This window comes from Bacillus sp. C28GYM-DRY-1, assembly GCF_030519405.1.
Lineage (GTDB): Bacteria > Bacillota > Bacilli > Bacillales > Bacillaceae > Bacillus > Bacillus spizizenii_A.
In genome coordinates, this window is record NZ_JAUMKF010000008.1 from 67,851 (window position 1) to 90,141 (window position 22,291).

Annotated in this window: 20 protein-coding genes, 4 pseudogenes and 1 other annotated feature; of the genes and pseudogenes, 5 read left to right on the forward strand and 19 right to left on the reverse strand. The window is 47.5% G+C overall.

Features of this window, described 5'->3' with window-relative positions; genetic code table 11:
- Window positions 1-18: 18 nt before the first annotated feature.
- On the reverse strand, window positions 19-1,119 hold the full coding sequence (locus tag Q3W56_RS09790; RefSeq protein ID WP_302895326.1) for an aminotransferase class V-fold PLP-dependent enzyme: 1,101 nt from the start codon (window positions 1,117-1,119) through the stop codon (window positions 19-21).
- 79 nt (window positions 1,120-1,198) lie between these two features.
- On the opposite strand from Q3W56_RS09790, the gene pcp reads away from it, so the two are divergent.
- The gene (pcp, locus tag Q3W56_RS09795; protein ID WP_302895327.1) at window positions 1,199-1,846 is read left to right on the forward strand and encodes a pyroglutamyl-peptidase I; all 648 of its coding nucleotides are present in this window, start codon (window positions 1,199-1,201) and stop codon (window positions 1,844-1,846) included.
- Here pcp and tatC read toward each other — a convergent pair.
- The 6 genes and pseudogenes from tatC to Q3W56_RS09825 all read right to left on the reverse strand — a co-directional run bounded on the left by tatC (window position 1,843) and on the right by Q3W56_RS09825 (window position 6,774).
- A complete protein-coding gene (tatC, locus tag Q3W56_RS09800) occupies window positions 1,843-2,568 on the reverse strand; it encodes a twin-arginine translocase subunit TatC (RefSeq protein ID WP_019713212.1) in 726 nt (241 codons plus the stop codon). The two genes, pcp and tatC, sit on opposite strands and share 4 nt — an antisense overlap.
- A gap of 60 nt (window positions 2,569-2,628) precedes the next feature.
- The gene (tatAD, locus tag Q3W56_RS09805) at window positions 2,629-2,841 is read right to left on the reverse strand and encodes a sec-independent protein translocase protein TatAD (RefSeq protein WP_003223835.1); all 213 of its coding nucleotides are present in this window, start codon (window positions 2,839-2,841) and stop codon (window positions 2,629-2,631) included.
- Window positions 2,842-2,854: 13 nt separating this feature from the next.
- Complete coding sequence (phoD, locus tag Q3W56_RS09810) at window positions 2,855-4,606, reverse strand: alkaline phosphatase PhoD (protein ID WP_302895329.1); 1,752 nt, start codon at window positions 4,604-4,606, stop codon at window positions 2,855-2,857.
- A gap of 18 nt (window positions 4,607-4,624) precedes the next feature.
- Window positions 4,625-4,801: pseudogene (locus tag Q3W56_RS09815) on the reverse strand (hypothetical protein).
- 227 nt (window positions 4,802-5,028) lie between these two features.
- Complete coding sequence (cwlJ, locus tag Q3W56_RS09820; RefSeq protein ID WP_019713208.1) at window positions 5,029-5,457, reverse strand: cell wall hydrolase CwlJ; 429 nt, start codon at window positions 5,455-5,457, stop codon at window positions 5,029-5,031.
- A gap of 81 nt (window positions 5,458-5,538) precedes the next feature.
- Entirely contained in the window at window positions 5,539-6,774 is a 1,236-nt protein-coding gene (locus tag Q3W56_RS09825) for a serpin family protein (RefSeq protein WP_302895331.1), read from the reverse strand.
- 115 nt (window positions 6,775-6,889) lie between these two features.
- Here Q3W56_RS09825 and Q3W56_RS09830 point away from each other — a divergent pair, with 115 nt between their 5' ends.
- On the forward strand, window positions 6,890-7,276 hold the full coding sequence (locus Q3W56_RS09830) for a YndM family protein (protein ID WP_019713206.1): 387 nt from the start codon (window positions 6,890-6,892) through the stop codon (window positions 7,274-7,276).
- Window positions 7,236-7,375: pseudogene (locus Q3W56_RS09835) on the forward strand (hypothetical protein). The gene Q3W56_RS09830 and the pseudogene Q3W56_RS09835 overlap by 41 nt, the downstream one beginning before the upstream one ends.
- Here Q3W56_RS09835 and Q3W56_RS09840 read toward each other — a convergent pair.
- The 12 genes and pseudogenes from Q3W56_RS09840 to glnK all read right to left on the reverse strand — a co-directional run.
- Window positions 7,336-7,584, reverse strand: a pseudogene (locus Q3W56_RS09840) (ABC transporter permease); the annotation flags it as partial. The pseudogenes Q3W56_RS09835 and Q3W56_RS09840 sit on opposite strands and share 40 nt — an antisense overlap.
- A gap of 126 nt (window positions 7,585-7,710) precedes the next feature.
- The gene (locus Q3W56_RS09845; RefSeq protein WP_302895332.1) at window positions 7,711-8,649 is read right to left on the reverse strand and encodes a DMT family transporter; all 939 of its coding nucleotides are present in this window, start codon (window positions 8,647-8,649) and stop codon (window positions 7,711-7,713) included.
- Window positions 8,650-8,669: 20 nt separating this feature from the next.
- Window positions 8,670-8,831, reverse strand: coding sequence for a tryptophan RNA-binding attenuator protein inhibitory protein (locus Q3W56_RS09850; protein WP_019713204.1), 162 nt, complete (start codon window positions 8,829-8,831; stop codon window positions 8,670-8,672).
- A 96-nt stretch (window positions 8,832-8,927) separates the two neighbouring features.
- Window positions 8,928-9,175 (reverse strand) — a binding site (T-box leader).
- A 49-nt stretch (window positions 9,176-9,224) separates the two neighbouring features.
- Window positions 9,225-9,362, reverse strand: a pseudogene (locus tag Q3W56_RS09855) (hypothetical protein); the annotation flags it as partial.
- 64 nt (window positions 9,363-9,426) lie between these two features.
- Window positions 9,427-10,959 (reverse strand): galactarate dehydratase, encoded by a 1,533-nt coding sequence (garD, locus tag Q3W56_RS09860; RefSeq protein WP_302895333.1) that lies wholly within the window; start codon window positions 10,957-10,959, stop codon window positions 9,427-9,429.
- 87 nt (window positions 10,960-11,046) lie between these two features.
- Entirely contained in the window at window positions 11,047-11,748 is a 702-nt protein-coding gene (locus Q3W56_RS09865) for a FadR/GntR family transcriptional regulator (protein ID WP_302895334.1), read from the reverse strand.
- A 69-nt stretch (window positions 11,749-11,817) separates the two neighbouring features.
- A complete protein-coding gene (gene gudD / locus Q3W56_RS09870) occupies window positions 11,818-13,185 on the reverse strand; it encodes a glucarate dehydratase (protein ID WP_302895335.1) in 1,368 nt (455 codons plus the stop codon).
- Between the two features lie 36 nt (window positions 13,186-13,221).
- Window positions 13,222-14,589, reverse strand: a complete 1,368-nt coding sequence (gene gudP, locus Q3W56_RS09875; protein ID WP_302895336.1) for a glucarate transporter GudP — start codon at window positions 14,587-14,589, stop codon at window positions 13,222-13,224.
- 86 nt (window positions 14,590-14,675) lie between these two features.
- Window positions 14,676-16,142 (reverse strand): alpha-ketoglutaric semialdehyde dehydrogenase GucD, encoded by a 1,467-nt coding sequence (gene gucD / locus Q3W56_RS09880; protein WP_302895337.1) that lies wholly within the window; start codon window positions 16,140-16,142, stop codon window positions 14,676-14,678.
- Between the two features lie 29 nt (window positions 16,143-16,171).
- Window positions 16,172-17,098, reverse strand: coding sequence for a 5-dehydro-4-deoxyglucarate dehydratase (gene kdgD / locus Q3W56_RS09885; RefSeq protein ID WP_302895338.1), 927 nt, complete (start codon window positions 17,096-17,098; stop codon window positions 16,172-16,174).
- A gap of 224 nt (window positions 17,099-17,322) precedes the next feature.
- The gene (gene glnL, locus Q3W56_RS09890) at window positions 17,323-18,267 is read right to left on the reverse strand and encodes a glutamine utilization two-component system response regulator GlnL (protein ID WP_268401170.1); all 945 of its coding nucleotides are present in this window, start codon (window positions 18,265-18,267) and stop codon (window positions 17,323-17,325) included.
- A 10-nt stretch (window positions 18,268-18,277) separates the two neighbouring features.
- A complete protein-coding gene (gene glnK / locus Q3W56_RS09895) occupies window positions 18,278-19,510 on the reverse strand; it encodes a two-component system sensor histidine kinase GlnK (RefSeq protein WP_302895391.1) in 1,233 nt (410 codons plus the stop codon).
- Window positions 19,511-19,809: 299 nt separating this feature from the next.
- Between glnK and Q3W56_RS09900 the strand changes: the two genes are divergently transcribed.
- A complete protein-coding gene (locus Q3W56_RS09900; RefSeq protein WP_019713195.1) occupies window positions 19,810-20,793 on the forward strand; it encodes a glutaminase in 984 nt (327 codons plus the stop codon).
- Window positions 20,794-20,814: 21 nt separating this feature from the next.
- Window positions 20,815-22,251, forward strand: a complete 1,437-nt coding sequence (locus Q3W56_RS09905) for an alanine/glycine:cation symporter family protein (RefSeq protein ID WP_302895339.1) — start codon at window positions 20,815-20,817, stop codon at window positions 22,249-22,251.
- Window positions 22,252-22,291 lie beyond the last annotated feature (40 nt).

Consider the following 22,291-nt stretch of genomic DNA (forward strand, 5'->3'; position numbering starts at 1 on the left):
TCAGGGGCTTTTTTATGTTTACATACGGAGCGCGATTTCATCAATCGCATGACGCAATTCATCCTTCGTGTTGTAAAAGTGAGGAGCAAGACGGATGGCAGTGCCCCGCGGCGCGCAAATCACTTTTTTCTTCTTCAGCAGCGCCGCCGTTTCCGATGCCCGCTCATCCCAGACCGCAACCATGCCCGGCTGCTCTCCTGCTGGTGCCGCCAGCTGCAGGCCTTTTTCAGCAGCATATTGACATGCCTCGGCACAGATCGTTTTCACATGATCCCGGATATGAGAAACGCCAATATGATTTAACAGGGATAAAGCCGCTGCCGCTGCGTAAATGCTGACAAAAGCAGGAGTGCCTGTTTGAAAACGACGTGCGCCTTTCGCATAAGCCGCATCAAACCCGCTCTCCCGGCCAAACCAAGCTGATGTTTTCGGCTTCAGTGCATCCGCCAGCTCCTTTCTCACATAAAGAAACGCCATTCCCGGTATGCCAAGCAAATACTTCCGGGTGCCTGCCGCCAGCATATCAACACCCCACTCTTTTACATCAATGGGAATGTGCCCCGCTGATTGATATGCATCCACAAATACCAAAGAGCCCTTTCTATGAGTAATCTCAGCGATTGCTTTTACATCCTGGACAAAGCCGTCCCGATAATGAACGTGCGGAACACATGTCAGCACTGTTTCATCCATAATATATGTTTCATATTGTTCAAGCGGCAGACCACCGTCTATTGATGGAATGACGGATACGGTATAATCGGATTGTGCCTGCCAAACTTGAGATACTGCCGGAAAATCCATCTCTGTATACACAACATGCTTCTTTCCAAAAACAGATAAGGACGATGCTACGGAAACAAGCGCGTCAGAAACTGACGGCACAATTGCAATTTCATCCGGTTCAGCTCCTATCAGCTTTGCAAACTCGTTTCTCGCACTCTCTGTTTTTTCGATCGCTTCATTCCAGTTCGTCCCCCTATGCAGCAGGCTGTCATGATAGTCTCTGATCGCCCTTGATACAGGCTCTGCCAACGCGCTCTGAGAACAGCTGGCAAGCATCGTATGTGTCTGCACAGTTGGGAACAGCTGGCGATACTGCTGCGGCAAATGCTCCATTGTGATTCACTCCTTTTCATTATTTTGATGAAAAACCCAAAAATGAACAATAGTATAAAAGGAAAAAGGAGATGGGAAGATGAGAAAAAAAGTGTTGATCACAGGCTTTGACCCTTTTGACAAAGAAACCGTCAATCCATCATGGGAAGCGGCAAAACAGCTGAATGGCTTAGAGACGGATGAAGCAATCATTAAAGCAGAGCAAATTCCGACTGTCTTTAGAACCGCTCTGGACACTTTGCGGCAAGCCATTCAGAAGCATCAGCCGGATATCGTGATCTGTGTCGGCCAAGCCGGAGGGCGGATGCAGATTACGCCGGAACGAGTGGCAATCAATCTTTCAGACGCGCGCATCCCCGATAACGAAGGACATCAGCCGATTGATGAAGAGATTTCTCCAAGAGGGCCCGCCGCTTACTGGACGGGACTTCCCGTGAAACGAATGACTGCAAAGATGAAGGAAAACGGAATTCCAGCCGCGGTTTCTTATACAGCGGGCACATTTGTATGCAACTATTTGTTCTACGGATTAATGGATCACATTCGCCGGACAGCCCCGCACATTCGCGGCGGGTTTATTCATATTCCTTTCATCCCAGAGCAAACAATCGACAAAACAGCGCCGAGCCTCAGCCTGGACACGATTGTCCGGGCATTGAGAATCGCCGCTGTTACGGCCGCACAATATGATGAGGATTTGAAGACACCGGGCGGTACACTGCACTAAGCTGCCGCCGTTTCGCTTGTCAGTCTCTTTTTGTAGACAAACGCTGATAGGGTGACACTTACTTCAAACAGGACAAGCAATGGGATCATGACGAGAAAATCAGAAATGAAATCAGGTGGTGTGATTAATACAGACACAACGATCAGCAGAAAATAGGACAGTTTTCTCGCTTTGGCCAGCCGATAGGGATTTAGGACGCCCAGCCTTGTTAAAAACATCACCACTAAAGGCATTTCAAACAGAAAACCAAACGGCAGGCTCAAATTCACCATAAACCTGAAATAGCGGTCAGCCGTAAACATTGTTTCAAAATGGCCGGCAGACAAATGAGTCAAAAAGCTGAGCACGATCGGAAACAAGACAAAATATCCGAAAGAGATGCCAGCCAAAAATAATGCAAATAACCCGGGTATGTACATGAGCGTCACCTTGCGCTCCGTTTTTGTGAGCGCCGGGGCAACGAAACGCCACAGCTGGTACGCGGCAACAGGGATGGAAGCCGCAATGGCACAAATGCCGGCAAGCATCATATACACCCAAAGGATTTCACTCGGGCCAAGCACAGCCAGCTTTCCGTCCAAATCCTTGATCAGCCAGTCATAAATGTCTTGCACGAACAAAAAAGCCGTGATGAGAAATAGAAGAAATGCCGCGAGAGTTATGATAATCCGGCGGCGTAGCTCTTCTAAATGCCCGATTAGATGGGTTTCTTTTTTATCCATTCAAAAAAGCCCTCCCTTTCATAAAAAAAGAGGCAGACCCGGTGTCTGCCTCATCAGCACTCAGCCCGCGTTTTTGTCCTGCTTTACCGCTGTCAGCTCAGCTGATTTTTCTTCTTTTTCATCACCAGACACAAGTGATTTTGTGGCGCTTTTAAATTCCAGCAGTGTCCGTCCGGCGGCACGCCCGATTTCCGGCAGCTTGGAAGGGCCAAAAATAATGAGGGCGATGACAAAGATCAGAATCAAGCCTGGTATACCAATGTTTGAAAACATGTTTTTTCACTCCTTAATTCGTGATTTTTGCCCGTTTCTTCATCATTTGTTTTTCGTGGGCTTTATTGTGTGCTATGAAACGATCCTCTTCAACCTCATTGGACTGCTTCACCCCACCTTGAATCGTTGTGGATGAAACCTTTCTCAACCCTGTTTGGTCTTTTTCATAGACGAGTGAAGCCCGTGTCGAAATGGCGGCGCCAGGTTCTGTCACAAACGGCATCACGCGATAATCAGCTTTCCACTGGTGAGGCGTCACTGTGCAGCGGACATATCCGCGATAGTCATTAAAGAACTTGATATGCGGATTTTCCTTTAAAATTTTGTCTGTGTCCGCCCGTTTATCCGCGCCGTTTCCTCCAGAGGTGATCGAGGTTCCGACAAATTCAGCTCCGAAGATTTTTGAACTTGTCTTCTCAAAGTCAACATGCAAATTCGATGCCCAGCTTGCGTGTACATCACCTGTCAGCACGACAACGTTATTCAGATTTTTACCTTTAATGAAATTGATAACCCGTTCGCGCTGAGCAGGGTAGCCATCCCACGAATCCATGCTGTAGATCGGGCTTGTGCTTGTCCCGAAATTCCGCTTCGCAAAGAAAATCTGCTGCGCCAGCACATTCCAGTGGGCTGTCGAGCTGCTCAAATTGTTGAAGAGCCACTGTTCCTGTTCTGTTCCTAACAGGGTCCGATTCGGATTGCGCGATTCATCAGAAGGCGGCTTATTGCCGTCGTTATTGGCTTGGTCGTCCCTGTACTGGCGTGTATCAAGCACATTGAAGGACGCCAGGTTTCCATACGTAAAGTGCCGGTACAGCTGCATATCCGGTCCATTCGGCAGAGAGGAGATGCGGAGCGGCATATGCTCATAGTACGCCTGATACGCTGCCGCACGGCGGAGTACAAATGCTTCAACTGATTGTCCTTTTTCCGGTATTTTATTGGCATAGTTGTTTTCGACTTCATGGTCATCCCACGTCACAACCCAAGGGAACGCCGCATGGGCAGCTTTTAGATTGGCGTCAGAACGGTATTGGGCATGGCGGTTCCGATAGTCTTGCAGCGTAATGATTTCTGCGCTGTTGTGCGTGCGGACATTGCCTGTTTTTGATACATATTCATTTGGACCATGCTCATATATGTAATCACCGAGATGGAAGACTAAATCAAGCTTTTCCTTCGCCATATGCTTGTAGGCCGTATAATATCCATGCTCATATTGCTGACAGGAAGCGAACGCAAAGGTCATTTGCGGCACATTGGCGCCAGGGGCAGGCAGCGTTTTTGTTTTTCCGACAGGGCTTAGTTCATGTCCGGTTTTGAAACGGTAATAGTACACTTTGTTCGGCTCAAGCCCGTCCGCTTCCACATGAATTGAGTGAGCGAGATTCGGTTTGGCCATTTCAGTGCCCTTTCTCACAATCTTGCGGAAATGCTCATCCTTTGCGACTTCCCATTTGACAGGCACCGCCTGATTCGGCATTCCCCCACCGTTGAGCGGATCTGGTGCCAGGCGCGTCCACAGCACGACACTGTCAGAAAGCGGATCTCCAGACGCAACCCCTAACGTAAACGGATAGCTCGAGAACTTAGGCGCGGCATTTACTTCAAATGCACCAACTGATTGAGCAATGGTCAGTCCAAGAGAAAGTCCTGCAATCTTCCCCGCTCCTTGAATAAATTTGCGGCGGTCAAACGTATTGTTTTGAAAGCTTTCCTCTTTCAGTTTCTGTACCCATTCATCAAAACGATTGTCGTATGCCATTCGTGATCCCCTCTCTTCTCATTGATCGCCTCCATTATAGGGAATCATTGTTAAATGGCTGTGAAGAAGTGTGAACCGATTGTAAGCGCTGAACTACAGAAACAGGTCTTCACTCACAAACCTGCCGCTGAAACATGCCGAAAGCTGGCTAAACGGCGCGTTTTCTGCATATTCTGTCGTTTGCAAGCCGCCCATTCGGACTATTTTTCTTCACATGATCTTAAAAAAACAAAAACACCGAGCCATTTCGCAGAATGACTCAGTGCAATCGGTTATTTGGAAAATAATCTGCTGAAAAAGCTTATTCTTTACGGCTTTTCAGGATGAGGCTCTTCATTTTTCCTTGGCTTCTTTCAGCCAAATGGCCATTCAGTAAGCAGGGCCAAAGAAAAACACCGTTCAATTTGAACGGCGCCCTGTCTCTAAAAGGTGTTATATACATTTTCACACGTTTCCCCCGTCGGCTGATAAAAGCAGTGTGACTTGTATCTGGCCACAAATGGCTGGTTATACCACTGGGGCGGACAGTTTCCCTCCGGCCTGAAGTACCACAAACTAAATTTTGCAGGCCAGCGCCTTTCACCGTTAATTGACCGGCGTGCAAGGGCACGCTCGCTATCTCGCGCCCTTTGGTAAAAATATCCGTGCGTCACTGCCTCAAACGCGTGCGGCTGATAAATCATCTGCCTGATAGTACGGAGGCCTTTAAAATCTGAGCAATTCGCCCGCAGCCGATTAATTCCCACGTTGCCGACAAGCAGCATCCCCTGCTTACCTTCGCCTTCCGCTTCAGCTCTGAGCAGCCTTGCCAGCAAATCGACATCCGCACTCGTTGCTTTCACGACCGCCATCACGTCACCTCCCCTTGATCTCCTTTCATCATATTTCAGTACTTCAAAAGTGATGACGGAGGGACAGGAGAGAATTTAAATTTATTCATTTGGATTTGCGACATAGCCTAAAAACAAAAGGCTTGCTGTTTGTTCATCTGTGATAACAAAGAAAAATGGGCGGTTGGCCGTCAACGTATGGTCTGGCGCGATTGCAGACTCAACAATTTCCACTGACGAGGCAGCCGCGGCCTCGGTTCCTGATTCATCCACTTTGATAAATGTGTGGTGATTTACATTATCGATTGATACACCGCGGCCTTCAGTAAACATTCTGGAAAAGTCGGCATCGGAAAAGACGGGTTTCATCCCCATTTCGTAAAGAGCGCGTTTTACGTTATACTGCCCTTTCAGTGTAAAACGGGGCATACTCAGCTCCACAGTTTTTGGCTGAAATGCGCTGTCCCATGCTTTTATGTTTTGATTTGTGAGAAGAGACATGAAAGAAGCCGGCTTTTTCTTCGGCAGAAATAAAGTGAAAGAAAGTTGTTGATCTTCATATGGAAGCTTGACTGCTTGGAACAGTTCATTTTCTAAGTAAGCAAGGCGTTCAGTCTGCTTCATCATCAGCTGTTTTTTGGCAGAGCCGTCAGGGAGAAAAAAATGTTCATCAGCGGTCACATTCTGGTCAAACGGCAGCCCCCACTTTTCTTGAAAATAGACTGTATTTACCAAAAGGGAAACAGCTTTCGGCGAAGCATGATCCGCGATGTCGTCAATATGCCCTTTCGTTTGGTGAGCCGTCCACTGATTAATCGAGTTTTTAGCGCTCTGAATATTGCCATCAATTTGAAAGACACTGCCCGAGAAGAATTGTTTAATTGTTTGTTTAAAGTCTGGCTTGGCTTCAAGCCTTGACCATACGGCATTAGCCGTCAGCAGATCACCTTCAGACAAAGACTCAAACCTTTTCACGAGCGCGTACGATGACTCATTTATGGTACTGTCATCAAGGTCGGACAAATATAAGCCAGCTTTGATTTCCCTTAATGTATCTCCCTCCGCTCCATTTGCAGCCATCATCAGCACCTGCTGTAAGCTGTATGGTGAGATCAGCAGATTGTCCGTTAATCCGTCTTTATCTAACATGTTTTGAAACAACTCGGTTCCGAATCTACGCTCCGCTTCAATTAAACCCTTATGAATATTGTAGGCTTTGGTATTTGCAGAATCAGGTGGGAAAGGTGATCGAGCAGATGATGCCGGTTCTTCAACAGGTTTGCAGCCTCCTCCGCAAAGCATAAATAGCAGCAGCACTGTGAGCAGCTTTCCTTTCATATAAACAACTCACTCCCTCTACATGGACTGTAAAAAAACACAATATTAGGTTTAACTTTAGCAATTTGAGGAATCATACATAACAAATCAAAATAATAGAAGGAGGAACTTTGGAATGACACATGTGAAAGCACTCGCGATTAAAGGTATTATGACGATTATTGTGCTTTATCTAGTGCTAGGTCTGGGCTTTGGTTTCACGTTTGGTGATACGCTCTTAATGACGCTTGTGTTAGGGATTATTTCTTACTTGCTGGGCGATCTATATGTATTGCCGAGATGGAATAATATGATTGCGACTTTGGCCGATTTCGGTTTGGCCTTCCTTGTCATTTGGCTGATGGGCATGCCGCTTTCTTTGGGGATGACTGGCGGTGAAGTTGCATTGGCGGCTTTATTCGGCGCGATCGCCATGGCAATCGGTGAATATTGCTTCCATTTCTATATGATGAGCAAAGAGATTGGCAAGAAGCATTATCTTGAAACAAGATCAGATTCATAACGAGAGGGCCGGTGCTGACAGCATCGGCCTTTTTACATATTCATATTGGGCGCCTTTATTTATGCATCCTGCTTGTCCGCGTTTCTGATCGCCATGTAGGAAAAAATCAACCCGAAAGCTGCCAAAGCTAATGGGATATAAACAACAGACGAGATGGAGAAACCAGGGTTTGTTGAACTGATGAGCAATCACAATTACTACGGATGATATGATGGTTGCGGAACCGAGTGTTTACGCATCCCAAAAAAGATGGGAACTAAACTGGTTCCAGCGGCGCCAAAAGCGAAAACCGCCATATTAACCATTTCACTGATGGAATGGTCGTCCTCCACAAGCAATATGCGCTGCATCTTCTCACCTAACCTTTGTAAAATCAAAAAACACACACGTGATTACACTTATTGTAATTGAAAAACGTGTGCGTTTTACAAAAATTATTTATTTTTTCCTGTTTTTAGCTTTCTATATTCCATGCCTGTAATGACAAAGAAAACAGTACCGCATCCAATGGCTTGAATAGGCTGGAGCCGTTCACCGAGAAATAAAGCCCCAAAAAAAATTGTCAGGACAGGCCCCGCCATTGAAATGGCGGCGGCTCGCTGTGCTCCAATTCGCTTAATGCCTTCAAGTATTAGCACAAATGGAATCACAGTGGTCACGACTGCGATTAACACAAACAAACCGTATAGAGCAAGCGGATATGCTGCTATTGGTACATTTATACCGATTGTCGATTTGATGCCTATGTAAAGCATCATGGCCGCTCCGGCAGCTGTCATCCCGTACGCATTAAGACGGATACTTCCGATTTGATGGACGAGCGGCCCGGAAAGGACAAGATAACCAGCATAGACGGCTGAGGATAACAAAATGAATACAGATCCAATCCTATTGGCCCGAAAGAGTTCAGTATCCCAGCCACCCAGCGCAAGGAAAAGACCAAACATGACTGCCAGCATTGCGAAAAGGTCTTGTATTGAATTCATTTTCCGATCACGACACGCAGTGAATCCTAACACAAACAACGGATAGCTCATCAGCAATATACGTTCAACCATTGCGGATACATGGTTCAGCCCAATAAAATCAAGCAAAGGGGACAGAAAAAAACAAAACACGCCTGCGGCACAAGCTCTCCATCGGTCTCCTTTTTTTATACCGTTCGGCATTGTAGGACGGTATAACCAAAAAATCACCCAAAACAGCGGAACAGCAAACAGCTGTCTGTATAACAATACCGCGTCTGGCTCAGCACCCATTTCATATGCCCATTTCATCCAAATCGGTTTAGACGCAAAACAGACCGTTCCGATCAGCAAAAAAACCGTACCTGCAGCGGGTTTGTGAATCTTACTCTGCTCTTCTAAACTCATCTCAGCTCAGCTTTTCTCCTTTACTTGTTCAAATGCCTTTGTATAAAATGCAGCAGCGTATTTCCTTGAGCAGTCAGAATGACACCCTTCCCGCCGCATGCCGGACAAGGTTTCCCTTTGCTCTCTCCTGTTCTATCACATTCAGGGCACGGGACCTCTAAATCATCAGTTGCTATGACCATTTGACATCCTCCTTTTCTATTGATTTATTATGCATCCACAAGCCATCATCCATTGGCCGTCACCTCCTTTAGAAAACACAAAAACCCTCGTCCTATGCAAAGGACGAGGGTCTCGCGGTACCACCTTTATTAACAGCTATACAGCTGTTCACTCTCAGTACAGAAAACATCCGTTTCGATACTCCTCTCTTGGTAACGGGGAGAGAATCCCGGCTTCACCTACTAACCGTTCAGCAAAGCAATTCAGAAGCCCATTCGGCATCAGGGGAGGGCCGGTTCACACCTGCCACCGACTCTCTGAACCTCCACACTGCTGCGTACTTACTCTTCCTCACGATTGTTGATCCGTTCTTTTGTTAACAAAATTTATAATACTCTGTTAATTTAAAGAAGTCAATCATAATCCGATTTTACGCCAAGTGCTTCCAGCGTCATTTTGATGTGCTCCTCCTGCTGTGTCTGGAGCAAACTTGGCAACTTCCAGCGCTGCATCTCTGAGATGTGTTCCTGCATTACCGCCCATATGCGGCCGTTCTTTGTAGGTTGTTGGTTATCACTTTCATCATATTCCATTCTGATTCGCTAGAACAATGAATCAAGTCACTGGGGCAGGATTAAACAAGCACAAATCATTATGAAGGCCCCAACGGTCCGCCCACGTTTGTTTGCGGCCGCTTGCCACATCCAGAATCGTCCTGAAGATTTCCCAGCCTACGTCTTCGATACTTGCCTCTCCTGTCGCGATTCGCCCGGCATTGATATCAATTAAGTCCGCCCAATGTTCTGATAATGAATGCCGTGTCGCTACTTTCAGCACCGGTGCAGCGGCCAAGCCGTACGGTGTTCCCCTTCCTGTCGTAAAAACCTGCAGATTCATGCCTGCCGCCAGCTGAAGGGTTCCGCACACGAAATCGCTTGCTGGTGTCGCCGCGAACAGCAGGCCTTTTTGCTCCGCCTTTTCACCTGGGCCGAGCACGCCGGAGATAGGGCTTGTGCCTGATTTCGCTACCGAGCCTAACGCTTTTTCCACCACATTGGATAACCCGCCTTTTTTATTGCCTGGTGACGGATTCGCGCTTCGGTCCGCTTCCCCCCGCCGGAGATAGCTGTCATACCATTTCATCTCTTCAATCAGCGAATGTCCGACCTCTTCACTCTCAGCCCGCGGCGTTAATAAATGAATCGCATCCCGCACCTCTGTCACCTCAGAAAACAAAACAGTTGCACCTGCGCGAACCAATAAATCAGCGGCATACCCCACCGCAGGATTGGCTGTCACGCCGGAAAACGCATCACTGCCGCCGCATTGCAGGCCGATGACAAGATCAGAAACAGGGCAGGTCACACGGGTTCTGCTATTCAGCCTGATTAAGCGTTCTTCCGCCATTTCTAAAATGGACTGAATCATTGCCGCAAAACCTCGGTGATCCTGAAGTGACAGAATGTCATCCTGATTCTCAGAAGCAATTCTTGCCGGGAGGAGCTTTTCACATCCTAATCCGATCACCATTACTTCCCCGCCGAAATTCGGATGCTTCGCGAGATTCTGAATCGTACGAATGGGAATGACGGCATCCGGTGCATTGATCGCCACACCGCAGCCGTATTGATGATGCAGCGGTATGACATCATCGACATTTGGATATTTCGGCAGCAGCTCTTCTTTTATCCGTTTGACTGCATAATCCAAGACGCCAACGACACACTGAACACTTGTGGTGATACCGAGAATATTTTTCGTCCCCGCACTGCCGTCCGCATTTCGATACCCTTCAAACGTGTAGCCTTCAAGAGGCGGAACCGGTTTGGACACTCTGTTCGCGAGAGGAAGATCGTCTAAAGCCGGAGGAGCGGGCATTCTTACGAGGGCTTCCCTTACCCAGCTCCCGCGTTTGATCGTCTCATCGGCAAAACCGATTACCTCCCCGTAACGAACAATCTCATCTCCTTGATACAGGTCGGTTAAGGCCACCTTATGGCCTTGAGGGACATCCTCTTCAAGTACGAGACCGCATGAAAAAACAGTGCCCTTTGGCAGTCCTCCGTCATTAACAATAATCGCCGTGTTATCTTTTTCATTCACTTTGATGTAAAGGGGCGCTTGGTTCTTTCTGAGGTTCATCGCCATCTGAAAATCACTCCTCATATCATAGTAAGCGTTTTCTAAATCGGTTCAAAAAAGCCGCAGCTCATCCGTGTCAACTGCGGCTGTCAATTATATCTCATCCATGCCCTTCAAAATTTTGTCACGGACAAATTTCAGATGCTCATACATGTGGTAATGCGCTTTGTAGGGGTCTCTTTTCGCAAGAGCATCGTAGATTTTTTTGTGATATTCGACCGTTACATCCCTCTCCCTGTACGGAATCTGAGTATCAATTTTCGCATGGGTGATCAAGAGGGACTGAATCATCCCTTCAACAACGGGGTTATTGGCACTTAATGCAATAATGCGATGGAATTCTTTATCTGCTTCACCATAAAGATTGTCAGTGCTGCTGGCGATGTCGTCGATTGTCTTCTGCAAACGCTGAAGCTCATCCTCATTGATTTTTTCCGCGGCAATCGTCACAAGCCCGAGTTCTAACGCCATCCGCGCTTCAATGATAGCCGGAAGATTATCAGTGGCCAAGGCAAGCATGACGGAAAATGGCTGCATGCCGATTTTATCGTTGAAATACGTACCGCCGCGGGTTTTTCTCGTAATGACGCCCAGTGTTTCAAGTGAACTCAAAGCCTCGCGAAGCACCGGCCTGCTGACATGCAAAATATCCATCAGTTCCATTTCAGTCGGCAATTTGTCTCCAGCCTTTAACTGTCCGCTCGACAATAAATGGACAATCCGTTCAATGACCTGCTTGGCTAATGTTTTCCGATCGACTGTATCGACTTTCAGATCTTCTAAACCTTCGTACACGAACAACTCTCCCTTCAGTTGTTCAATTGTAAGACAAAATAGCCGATATGACAATATTTGCAATCAAACTTATCGCACAAGACACGGTCGTTTCCGGTCAAACTCCCAATTCCTGATCAGATACTGCATAGGGATCGCGTCATTCCGTGCGCCTAAATTCATTTTTCGATAGAGTTCATGCGCTTTTTCCACTTGTTCCATATCAATGTCAACGCCAAGACCAGGCTTAGTCGGCACCTTGACGCAGCCATCAGAAATCTCAAAAGGCTGTTTCGTTAAACGCTGCCCGTCCTGCCAGATCCAATGGGTATCAATCGCCGTGATGCGTCCCGGAGCCGCTGCTGCCACATGGGTAAACATCGCAAGGGAGATATCAAAGTGGTTGTTGGAATGGGAGCCCCATGTCAAGCCCCAATCATGGCACATTTGCGCAACCCGCACCGAACCCTGCATCGTCCAGAAATGAGGATCAGCCAGCGGAATATCCACCGCATGAAGCTGGATCGCATGACCCATTTCCCGCCAGTCGGTCGCAATCATATTTGTCGCAGTTGGAAGCCCTGTCGCACGGCGGAATTCAGCCATTACTTCTCGGGCGGAGTAGCCGTTCTCATCCCCGCACGGATCTTCTGCATATGCAAGCACATCATGCTTTCCTTTGCATAATGCAATCGCTTCCTCTAATGACCATGCCCCGTTCGGATCAAGAGTGATCCTTGCCTCCGGAAAACGTTTCGCCAATGCAGTGACAGCTTCGATTTCATCCTCTCCCCGCAGTACCCCGCCTTTCAGCTTGAAATCCTGAAAGCCATAGCGCTCCTGCGCGGATTCAGCAAGACGTACAATGGCCTCTGGGGTCAGCGCTTCTTCATGGCGGAGACGGAACCACCCACAATCTGACTGCTCATCGCTTTGATACGGCAGAGTCGTCCGCTTTCGATCGCCGATGTAAAAGAGGTAGCCTAGCATTTTCACTTCATCACGCTGCTTCCCTTCGCCCAGCAAAGCCGCGACTGGTTCCTGAAGAAACGTTCCGAGCAAATCTAACAAAGCTGCTTCCAGTGCTGTGACGGCATGAACAGTTGTGCGCAAATCAAACGTCTGGATGCCGCGTCCTCCCCTGTCCTGATCGCCAAACTGCTTTCTGACCGCTTGCAATATCGACTGGTATGCGCCAATGGACTTTCCGATTACAAGCGGCACAGCCAGCTCCAGTGTGCGGCGAATGTGTTCTCCGCCAGGCACCTCCCCGACTCCCTGATTTCCGCTAGTATCGGTTAATATCACGATATTCCGGGTGAAGAATGGGCTGTGTGCGCCGCTTAGATTCAGCAGCATGCTGTCATGTCCCGCAACAGGGATCACCTTCATCTCACAAATTGTAGGAATATTCGATCTCTTTTCTTTTTGAACCTGCTCTTGTATGGGTGAACTCATTTATTTTCCTCCTCTTATAAAGCGCTTTCATAAGTATTAGACAGGCAATGATTGATCGGGGTCCTGCTCGTGTTTCTTTAACACGACCCGTTTGATCGGCCCGACCAGCAGCAAATAGCTGAGAATCGCCGCAACCGCGTTAGCGCCGACAAACATGAGCGCGCCATTAAAGGATCCTGTCGCATTCACAATGTAGCCGATAATAATCGGTGTTGTAATTGAGGCAATATTTCCGAAAGTGTTGAACAAACCGCCGCTTAATCCTGCACACTCTTTCGGAGACGTGTCCGACACGACAGCCCACCCCAATGCGCCGAAGCCTTTTCCGAAAAACGCAAGTGACATAATGACGACGACGAGCCACGCCGAATCTGTATAGTTACAGACAATCATACTGCAAGACAGCAGCATGCCGAGAATGATCGGCGCTTTTCTTGCAAAGGTCAGCGAACGGCCTTTTTTCAGTAAGATGTCTGACACAATCCCCCCAAGCACACCGCCGGCAAATCCGCACAGCGCCGGCAGGGAAGCGACAAACCCTGCTTCAAGGATAGACATGCCGCGGGCCTGAACCAAATATACCGGAAACCATGTGAGAAAGAAATAGGTGAGAGTCGTAATGCAATATTGCGCGATGTACACGCCGATCAGCATGCGGTTCGTTAACAGCTGTTTGATATAAGGCCATTTCGATTCTGTTTCTTGCTTGCTTTTGCTGTCATCCATGGAAATCAGGCCGCCACCCTGTTCGATGTACGCAAGCTCAGCTTCATTGACCTTCGGATGTTTTTTTGGTTCATACACCGTTTTTAGCCAGATAACAGCCAGAAGAATGCCCGCGGCACCCATGACAACGAAGACAGAATGCCAGCCGAAAGAGTGGGTGAGCCAGCCCATTAAAGGAGAAAAAATGACGATTGCGAAGTATTGAGCTGAATTAAAAAAGGCTGAAGCTGTCCCGCGCTCGGAGCTTGGGAACCATGAGGCAACAACTCTGCTGTTTCCTGGAAATGAAGGCGCTTCGGACAAGCCGACCAGAAAACGTAGTGCAAACAGCAGGATAATCGCTGTGCCGGCGGTGAAAAAACCAATCGACCCTTGCAGCAGCGTGAAAAACGACCAGAAAAAGATGCTTAATGCAATAACAGTCTTTGAACCAAACCGGTCAAGCAGCCAGCCGCCCGGAAGCTGCCCGATGACATAGGCCCAGCCAAAAGCAGAAAAGACATATCCCATGGCGACCGAGTTCAATCCCAGATCGTGCTGGACGGAATCTCCCGTGATGGAAAGCGTCGCCCGATCCGCGTAGTTAATAGAGGTCACAAGAAACAGCATAAAAACGATGAACCAGCGCACAGACGTTTTTTTGCCCGCCGGTGAAACATTCGCATATTCTTTTTTCATAGTATCTTCTCCTTTTCAAAGTAGAGAATCATATGCTGGCTGTGATAAAGCTAGGAAAGAGACACGTCCGCCTCTTTCCAGCATCATTACGGCTTCACAAAAACGGTTTTGATCGCAGTGAAAAAGTCCTTCGCTGCCTCCCCCTGTTCACGGGAGTGGGAGCTCGACTGCTTCATGCCGCCAAAAGGCGCCTGAAGCTCAACACCCGCACTTTCCGCGTTAATTCGGACAAGCCCGGCTTCAATTCCGTCAATAAATGAAAGCATTCGGCCGATGTTTTGTGTGAAAATGGATGCGCTTAAGCCGAACTTCACATCATTGGCAATGTCCAGCGCGTCCTCCATCGAGTCAACCTTGATCAGGGCAATCACCGGACCGAAAATTTCTTCTTGGGCAATCGTCATCTCAGATGTCACATTGTCAAAAATGGCAGGCTGAACATAATAGCCGTTTTGATATTTGCCGTCCTCCAGCTTTTCTCCTCCTATCAAAAGGGAAGCGCCCTCCTGTTTGCCTTTCTCAATGTACGACAAGCAGTTATCCAGCTGATTCTTGCTGGCAATCGGTCCCAACCAGACATCCTCTTTTAAGCTGTCTCCGATCGTAATATCCTTTGTGTGCTGGAGCAGTTTTTCTTTAAAACGGTCGTAAATTCCGCTTTGCACGATGACGCGGCTTGTCGCGGTGCACTTCTGGCCGGTTGAACGGAAGGCACCCGTAATGACGGCTTCTGCCGCAACTTCAAGGTCAGCGTCATCGGCTACAATGACAGGGTTTTTGCCGCCCATTTCCAGCTGATATTTGGCTCCTCTCGCTAAAGCTGCTTGCCCGATGATTTTCCCGACTTGATTTGAACCAGTAAACGTAACGGCATTTACACCTTCATGCTCAGCAAGTCCCTGTCCGACAACAGAACCCGGGCCTGTCACCAGATTGATGACTCCTGCAGGAAGCCCGGCTTCTTCAAAGCAGGCGATGATTTTTGCGCATGTAACGGCTGTTTCTGTCGCCGGTTTGATGACAACGGTATTGCCGTATACCAATGCCGGTGCCATTTTCCAAATCGGAATCGCCACCGGGAAGTTCCACGGAGAAATCACGCCGACCACACCGAGCGGAACACGGGTGGTGAACATAAGCGCGTCTTTGTCAGTAGACGGAATAACGTCACCCGTTTTGCGCATGCCCTCTCCGGCGTAATAGCGCAGAATCGCAATTCCGCGGGCTGTTTCCCCTTTCGCTTCGGGCAGTGTTTTTCCCATCTCACGCGTTGCGCAGGCGGCGATTTCCTCTAAGTGCTGCTCCATAATATCCGCTGTTTTGTATAAGAATTGGCCCCGCTCGGCTCCCGTCAGCTTTCTCCAAGCCGTTTTGGCTTCATTGGCAGCCGCGACAGCCCGTTCCACATCTTCTGTCGTTGAATTCTGTACATAGCCGACAATATCATTCACATCCGCAGGGTTTTCGACCTTGACCATATCGCCTGATTGAGACTTAACCCACTCTCCATTAATAAAGTTGAGATACGTGTTTTGTTCCGTGATCACAGACATGCTCATTCCCCTTTCATGTTTCATGTTCATCAAACCGTCGCGGCTTTTTTCGGAAAACGGTCAGCCGCCTGCTTCAAAATCGCTTCTAATTGCTGATAGTGTTCTTTTTCAACCGGGCCGACAGGCGGTCTGGCTGTGTTTCTCACGTTCAATCCCATGATCTCCATGCCCGCTTTAATTAAAGATACGGCATATCCTTTTCGTTGTTTGCGAATGTCGTTGATCGGAAGAATCACACGCTGATAGAGCTCCTTCACCAGCTCGTCATTTCCGTTTTTCAATGCGTCATAGAACATTCGGGAAATATGCGGGATATAATTTGAAATCGCTGAAGAATAGGAGTGAAACCCGATCGGCAGGTAAGCCGGCATCGTCACTTCAGCCATCGGCATTCCGTTAAGCCATTCTAAACGGTCGCCAAGCGTATAGACGAGGTTAATATTCAAATCCATATTTCCCACACCGTCCTTCACACCGACAAGCTGTTCAAACTCGGTCAGCCGCTTGATCTGTTCAAGAGAGAGAATGGCATTATCGCGCTGATAAAGAATCGCATTGAGATCGGTGCTTTCAATAATCGTTTTCGCATACTGATACAGCCCCTCCTGTTCGCCATGCACCAAATACGGAGGCAGGATCAAGTAGCCGTCGGCGCCTTTTTTCTCCGACAGCTGCGCCCATTCAAGCGCTGTGCTGAGGTTACCGCCCACCCCTGTGTAAACCGGAACCTTTCCTCCGGCTGCTGAGATTGCGACTTCTACCATTTGCTCGTATTCTTTCTGGCTGAGAGATTGAAATTCACCAGACCCGCAAGCGATAAAAATCGCTTCCAAGCCTTCTTCCAGCAAAAACTCGATATTTTGAAAAAGAGCTTCTTCCTCCAGTTTTCCTTGTGTGTTAAAAGGTGCAACCGGAAAACCTAAGATTCCAGCGGGTGCTTTTCTCATACGGCTCATCAACATAACCTCCTGTTATTTATTTATACAGCCCCTAACTGAAAGCGCTTTATTGTTTGGTTTCGCATCCGCTCCTTCCCTATATCTTTTTGTTTAATTGTAAGACAAATAAACAATAAGTCAATATCTTTATTTTCTAATATTTTATAAAAAAACAGGGAATCGCTGTCCCACCGCGGTTCTGGCGCAACAAAAAAACAGCCGGAACAGCCGGCTGTTTTGGTTTAAACCCTTCTTTGTTTCATCGTCTCGTGCAAAAGCTTCGCTTCTAAAAAGAACACGTGGATGAATTTTTTCATATTCACTCTTGCAGGGGCGAGAGGTTTTGCATCCTTGGATTGGAGTTCTTTCATTTTCTGGCTGACAACCGGAAAATCAAAAAATTTCGATGCATAGGTTTCAAATTTCGGATTTGAAAAATCAGTTGTGCCCAATGAAGCAAAATGGTGCAGTGAATGGATAATCGCTCTGCGGATGCGCTGCTCAGAGGCTTTTATTTCTCGATTGACTTCCGTTTCGGATGCACCCGCCCCCAGCTTCCGTTCTGCTACTTGGGTGAAGATCTGTTTGAGCGAAGGGATATGTTTATCATAAGGCTCAGATTGCTCATGTTCTGCTAAATACTGCAGCACCGCCATGAGATCATGTGCACCGCCTTCCCCCATCATGCCCAGCTCGGACAACAGGAATGTTCCTGCTTCTTTTAAGCCTTTGTCACTGTGCTGCTGGGGACGCGCTTTCTGTTCAGTCCGATTGACAAGCCGGCTTAGAGAGTGCTGAATAGCCCCAATCGATTGCTCAAGCTCGATCCGCTCCTTCACCTTTTGAAGAACCGTCACAATTTCAATGCGGTTAATCGGCTTATGGATAAAATATTCGATGCCGAGCGAGTACGCTTCTCCGACCATTTCCTTCGCTTCCACTTGAGAGATCATCACGATTTTGCCGGAGTACGTATTGTGGAGCTGGCGAATTGTCTCAATGCCGTCTCTCCCGGGCATTAACAGATCAATTAATAAAATATCAATCTGTTTGAATTGCAGCATATGCCCTTCCACCTGGCTCCCGTCGTCCGCTTCACCAGCAGCTTCCCCGAGATCCTCATCCTCAATGATCTGCCTTAAAATTGACCGTACTGCACGGTCATCATCAGCGATAAAAAAACGCATAGCTTTCGGTTCATCCTTTCTGAATCAAATGCCGGACAGGCAGCCTGATGGCAAACACCACTCCCCGCTGCTGATTATCAAACGTAATATCCCCATCTAGTTCAGTCACGATTTCCTTCACGTAGGAAAGTCCGATTCCCGTAGAAGGCGTGCCAAATTCGTCATATTTTGAAGTAAAGCCCGGGTCAAACACAATGTCTCCTATTTTTTCAGAAATACCGGGACCATTGTCTTCCACCTGGAATTCTACCATACTCTCATTTGGCTTACGGAGCCTCAGGCTGATCATTCCCTCTTTACCCATTGCTTCAACCGCATTTGACGTTAGATTATTCACAATCGAAAGCACAATAAATACGTGATAATCGTCATGCTCCCCTTCTATCGAGCATTGAAAATCAATCTGTTTCCCTAGTGCTTCAGCGTACTTTTCATTCATTCGAATCACAAGCTGCAGCAAATCAGAAGCCCTCATATAATCTCTTAAGCTCTCATTAGAAATCAGTTTTGAAAGCCCTGCGAATATTCGCTGGTTGTCCTTTTTCACTTCATGAATTTCTCCGGCCAGCCTTAGGATTCTTCCGCTGAGCTGATTATCCTTGCCCTTCACTTCCCGATAGAGCTGATACGAATCGTTTGTCACTTTCTCTGTCGTTTTCAATGTCTTTTTTAAATGCACCGTTTCCTCATATAAATTGGAAACGATCATCAGCATGTGCTCATGCTGCTGCCTTGTTTGTTTTTCTCTCGACTGCGTTTCATACAGCTTCAGCACAGTATAAAAGCTCATTACGATAAATGTGTGAGAAATCGCAATTACCGCGATATCCGTAACTTTCGCAGGCGTGACAACCGTATGGAAAATGAGAAACTGCACGGCCAACTCGACACAATCTGACACAATTTCAATCATAAACCCGATAAAACCGAGCATAAAGGGTCGTTCACAGAAACGATTAGCCTTTAATACGGAAAATAGACAGGCGTAAGTCATATAAAAGAAAAAGCCAGACGCTTGGTCATACAGTATTGGAGTCAGTCCATTGTGTCCCCCGCCCCATAATTCCAGAAAGACGCGAAAGACGAAAACCGCCGCTCCAGTCAGAAAACCCGGCAGCACAGCAGGCACATGCCTCAGCAACAATAAAAAGAAGAAAAAAACCGGTGCGCCAAAGCTGACCCTGAATTCTTCATTGAGAGGATAAAATTTCAGTTCACCGGCCAGCGGCACCGTAATCAGCATGAGAGCCAGTATATATTCGTCTTTTTCAAAGAAACGTTCCAGTTTTATGATAATCACATCCTCGATTCTATTTTGGGGAACTGGCAGGAAACCTGCAAATTTCTTTTGGCCTAGAACATGAGGTTTTTATAAATCTTACGGCTTATTTTCAAGTCATTTTTGTCGTATTTTGTATGATTCTGTAGTCGCCATTATACAGTAAATATACCTTCCGCTTTTATGAAAGCGTTTAATGCCCCTTCAGCCTTCGTTTTGATAAACCTCAGTCCTAAAAAAGAAAAACAGTGAGGAGGAATTCGATGAAAGAATTGATAAAAGAGCCCCAAATAGAAATAGATACAGCGTCTCAGCTGCATGATTGGGTGGAGCGCTATCGTCCCTTTGCCGCCAATGGACAAAGTGCAAACTATATCCCCGCTTTAGGAAAAGTCAATGACTCACAGCTCGGCATTTGTATATTGGAGCCTGACGGAACGATGATACATGCCGGCGATTGGAACGTCCCTTTTACCCTGCAAAGCATTTCAAAAGTGATCAGCTTTATCGCCGCCTGCATGAGCCGCGGCATTCCCTATGTGCTGGACCGTGTAGATGTCGAGCCGACAGGTGACGCCTTTAATTCAATCATTCGGCTCGAAATCAACAAGCCGGGAAAGCCGTTTAATCCTATGATTAACGCGGGTGCCCTTACTATCGCTTCGATTCTTCCCGGAGAATCGGCACATGATAAGCTCGAGTTTCTTTACTCGGTGATGGAAACCTTGGTAGGAAAACGGCCGAAAATTCATGAGGAAGTGTTTCAGTCTGAATGGGAAACCGCCCACCGCAACAGGGCGCTGGCCTACTATTTAAAAGAAACAAACTTTTTAGAAGCAGATGTAGAAGAAACACTCGAGGTGTATTTGAAGCAATGCGCCATGGAGAGCACGACAGAAGACATTGCATTGATCGGCCTGATCCTTGCCCATGACGGCTATCATCCGATTCGACAACAGCAAGTGATCCCTAAAGACGTGGCAAAATTGGCCAAGGCGTTAATGCTGACGTGCGGTATGTACAACGCTTCAGGCAAGTATGCGGCGTTTGTCGGCGTGCCGGCCAAAAGCGGCGTCTCCGGCGGCATCATGGCTCTCGTTCCTCCAAGTGCCAGAAGAGAACAGCCTTTTCAATCCGGGTGTGGTATCGGCATTTACGGGCCTGCTATTGACGAATACGGCAACAGCCTCACTGGCGGTATGCTGCTGAAACATATGGCGCAGGAGTGGGAGCTCAGCATTTTTTAAACATAAAAAAGAGGTGATTGTATGCAGCAAATCCTGGAACATATCGTCGGTGTCGCAAATGATCTATTGTGGTCAAAGCTATTAATTGTTTTGCTCCTTTCGCTGGGAATTTATTTTACGTTCAGGCTTAAGTTTTTACAGGTTCGCATGCTGAAAGAAATGGTCAGGGTATTAAGAGAAGGTGCTGCTTCCCGGTCGAAAAATACCATTTCTCCGTTCCAAGCGTTTTGCATCAGCATGGCGGCCCGTGTCGGAACAGGAAATATTACGGGCATTGCCATCGCCATTGCACTAGGCGGGCCAGGTGCAATCTTCTGGATGTGGATGATCGCCATTATCGGATCAGCATCAAGCTTTGTGGAAAGCACACTGGCACAGATTTATAAAGTAAAAGATGCAAACGGCTTCCGCGGCGGGCCGGCTTATTACATGGAAAAAGGACTGAACAAAAGGTGGATGGGCGCGCTTTTCGCTGTGTTAATTACCTTATCGTTCGGTATTGTCTTTAACTCGGTCCAATCAAATACAGTCAGTCTCGCCTTTGAAAATGCGTTCGGCACAAACCGTCTGACATTGGGACTCATTTTAATTGCTGTGTTCGGCACGATTATTTTCGGCGGCGTAAAGCGCATTGCGAAGCTGGCTGAATCCATTGTCGTCGTATTGGCTGTCCTGTATATCGGAGTTGCGTTTTTCGTAATTCTCACTAACATTACCCAGCTGCCGGACGTGATTGCACTGATCGTGAAAAATGCATTTGGTTTTGACCAGGCCGCTGGCGGCGCTTTAGGTGCAGCCTTAATGCAGGGTGTCAGACGTGGAATCTTTTCAAACGAAGCGGGAATGGGAAGTGCACCGAATGCCGCTGCCACCGCAACGACAAGCCATCCTGTCAAACAGGGACTGATTCAAGCGCTTGGTGTGCTGTCAGATACGCTAGTTATTTGTACAAGCACCGCCTTTATCATCCTGTTTTCGGATGCCTACCATACTCCGGGACTGAGCGGGATCGCGTTGACACAAGCTTCTCTCAGCTCCCATGTCGGTTCATGGGCATCAGGTTTTCTCGCCATTCTGATTTTGTTATTCGGATTCTGTGCTTTAATCGGAAACTATTATTATGGCGAAACCAATATCGGCTTTTTGAACAAAAGCAAAAAACTGATTTTTGTCTACCGTATCGGCGTGCTTGCAATGATTGTGTTTGGCTGTGTTGCCAAAGTCCAGCTCGTCTGGGATCTGGCTGATTTGTTTATGGGCTTGATGGTCGTCGTGAATTTAATTGCAATTTTCTTATTATCAAAGGTCGTTTTTGCGGCACTCCAAGACTATACACGCCAGAAAAAAGCAGGCAAAGACCCGGTCTTTTATAAAAGTGTGCTCAAAAACCACAATGGCATTGAATGCTGGCCGCTTTCTGACACACAGACTGACAAACACAACAAACAAATTTCGTAAAAGAAGGGTGTTCAGACATACGGGCTGAGCACCCTTTTCT

Coding starts and splice junctions, on each gene's coding strand:
- Q3W56_RS09790 (WP_302895326.1), bottom strand. CDS start 1,119: ATGGAGCATTTGCCGCAGCAGTATCGCCAGCTGTTCCCAACTGTGCAG.
- pcp (WP_302895327.1), top strand. CDS start 1,199: ATGAGAAAAAAAGTGTTGATCACAGGCTTTGACCCTTTTGACAAAGAA.
- tatC (WP_019713212.1), bottom strand. CDS start 2,568: ATGGATAAAAAAGAAACCCATCTAATCGGGCATTTAGAAGAGCTACGC.
- tatAD (WP_003223835.1), bottom strand. CDS start 2,841: ATGTTTTCAAACATTGGTATACCAGGCTTGATTCTGATCTTTGTCATC.
- phoD (WP_302895329.1), bottom strand. CDS start 4,606: ATGGCATACGACAATCGTTTTGATGAATGGGTACAGAAACTGAAAGAG.
- cwlJ (WP_019713208.1), bottom strand. CDS start 5,457: ATGGCGGTCGTGAAAGCAACGAGTGCGGATGTCGATTTGCTGGCAAGG.
- Q3W56_RS09825 (WP_302895331.1), bottom strand. CDS start 6,774: ATGAAAGGAAAGCTGCTCACAGTGCTGCTGCTATTTATGCTTTGCGGA.
- Q3W56_RS09830 (WP_019713206.1), top strand. CDS start 6,890: ATGACACATGTGAAAGCACTCGCGATTAAAGGTATTATGACGATTATT.
- Q3W56_RS09845 (WP_302895332.1), bottom strand. CDS start 8,649: ATGAGTTTAGAAGAGCAGAGTAAGATTCACAAACCCGCTGCAGGTACG.
- Q3W56_RS09850 (WP_019713204.1), bottom strand. CDS start 8,831: ATGGTCATAGCAACTGATGATTTAGAGGTCCCGTGCCCTGAATGTGAT.
- garD (WP_302895333.1), bottom strand. CDS start 10,959: ATGGCGATGAACCTCAGAAAGAACCAAGCGCCCCTTTACATCAAAGTG.
- gudD (WP_302895335.1), bottom strand. CDS start 13,185: ATGAGTTCACCCATACAAGAGCAGGTTCAAAAAGAAAAGAGATCGAAT.
- gudP (WP_302895336.1), bottom strand. CDS start 14,589: ATGAAAAAAGAATATGCGAATGTTTCACCGGCGGGCAAAAAAACGTCT.
- gucD (WP_302895337.1), bottom strand. CDS start 16,142: ATGTCTGTGATCACGGAACAAAACACGTATCTCAACTTTATTAATGGA.
- kdgD (WP_302895338.1), bottom strand. CDS start 17,098: ATGAGCCGTATGAGAAAAGCACCCGCTGGAATCTTAGGTTTTCCGGTT.
- glnL (WP_268401170.1), bottom strand. CDS start 18,267: ATGCGTTTTTTTATCGCTGATGATGACCGTGCAGTACGGTCAATTTTA.
- glnK (WP_302895391.1), bottom strand. CDS start 19,510: ATGCTGATTACGGTGCCGCTGGCCGGTGAACTGAAATTTTATCCTCTC.
- Q3W56_RS09900 (WP_019713195.1), top strand. CDS start 19,810: ATGAAAGAATTGATAAAAGAGCCCCAAATAGAAATAGATACAGCGTCT.
- Q3W56_RS09905 (WP_302895339.1), top strand. CDS start 20,815: ATGCAGCAAATCCTGGAACATATCGTCGGTGTCGCAAATGATCTATTG.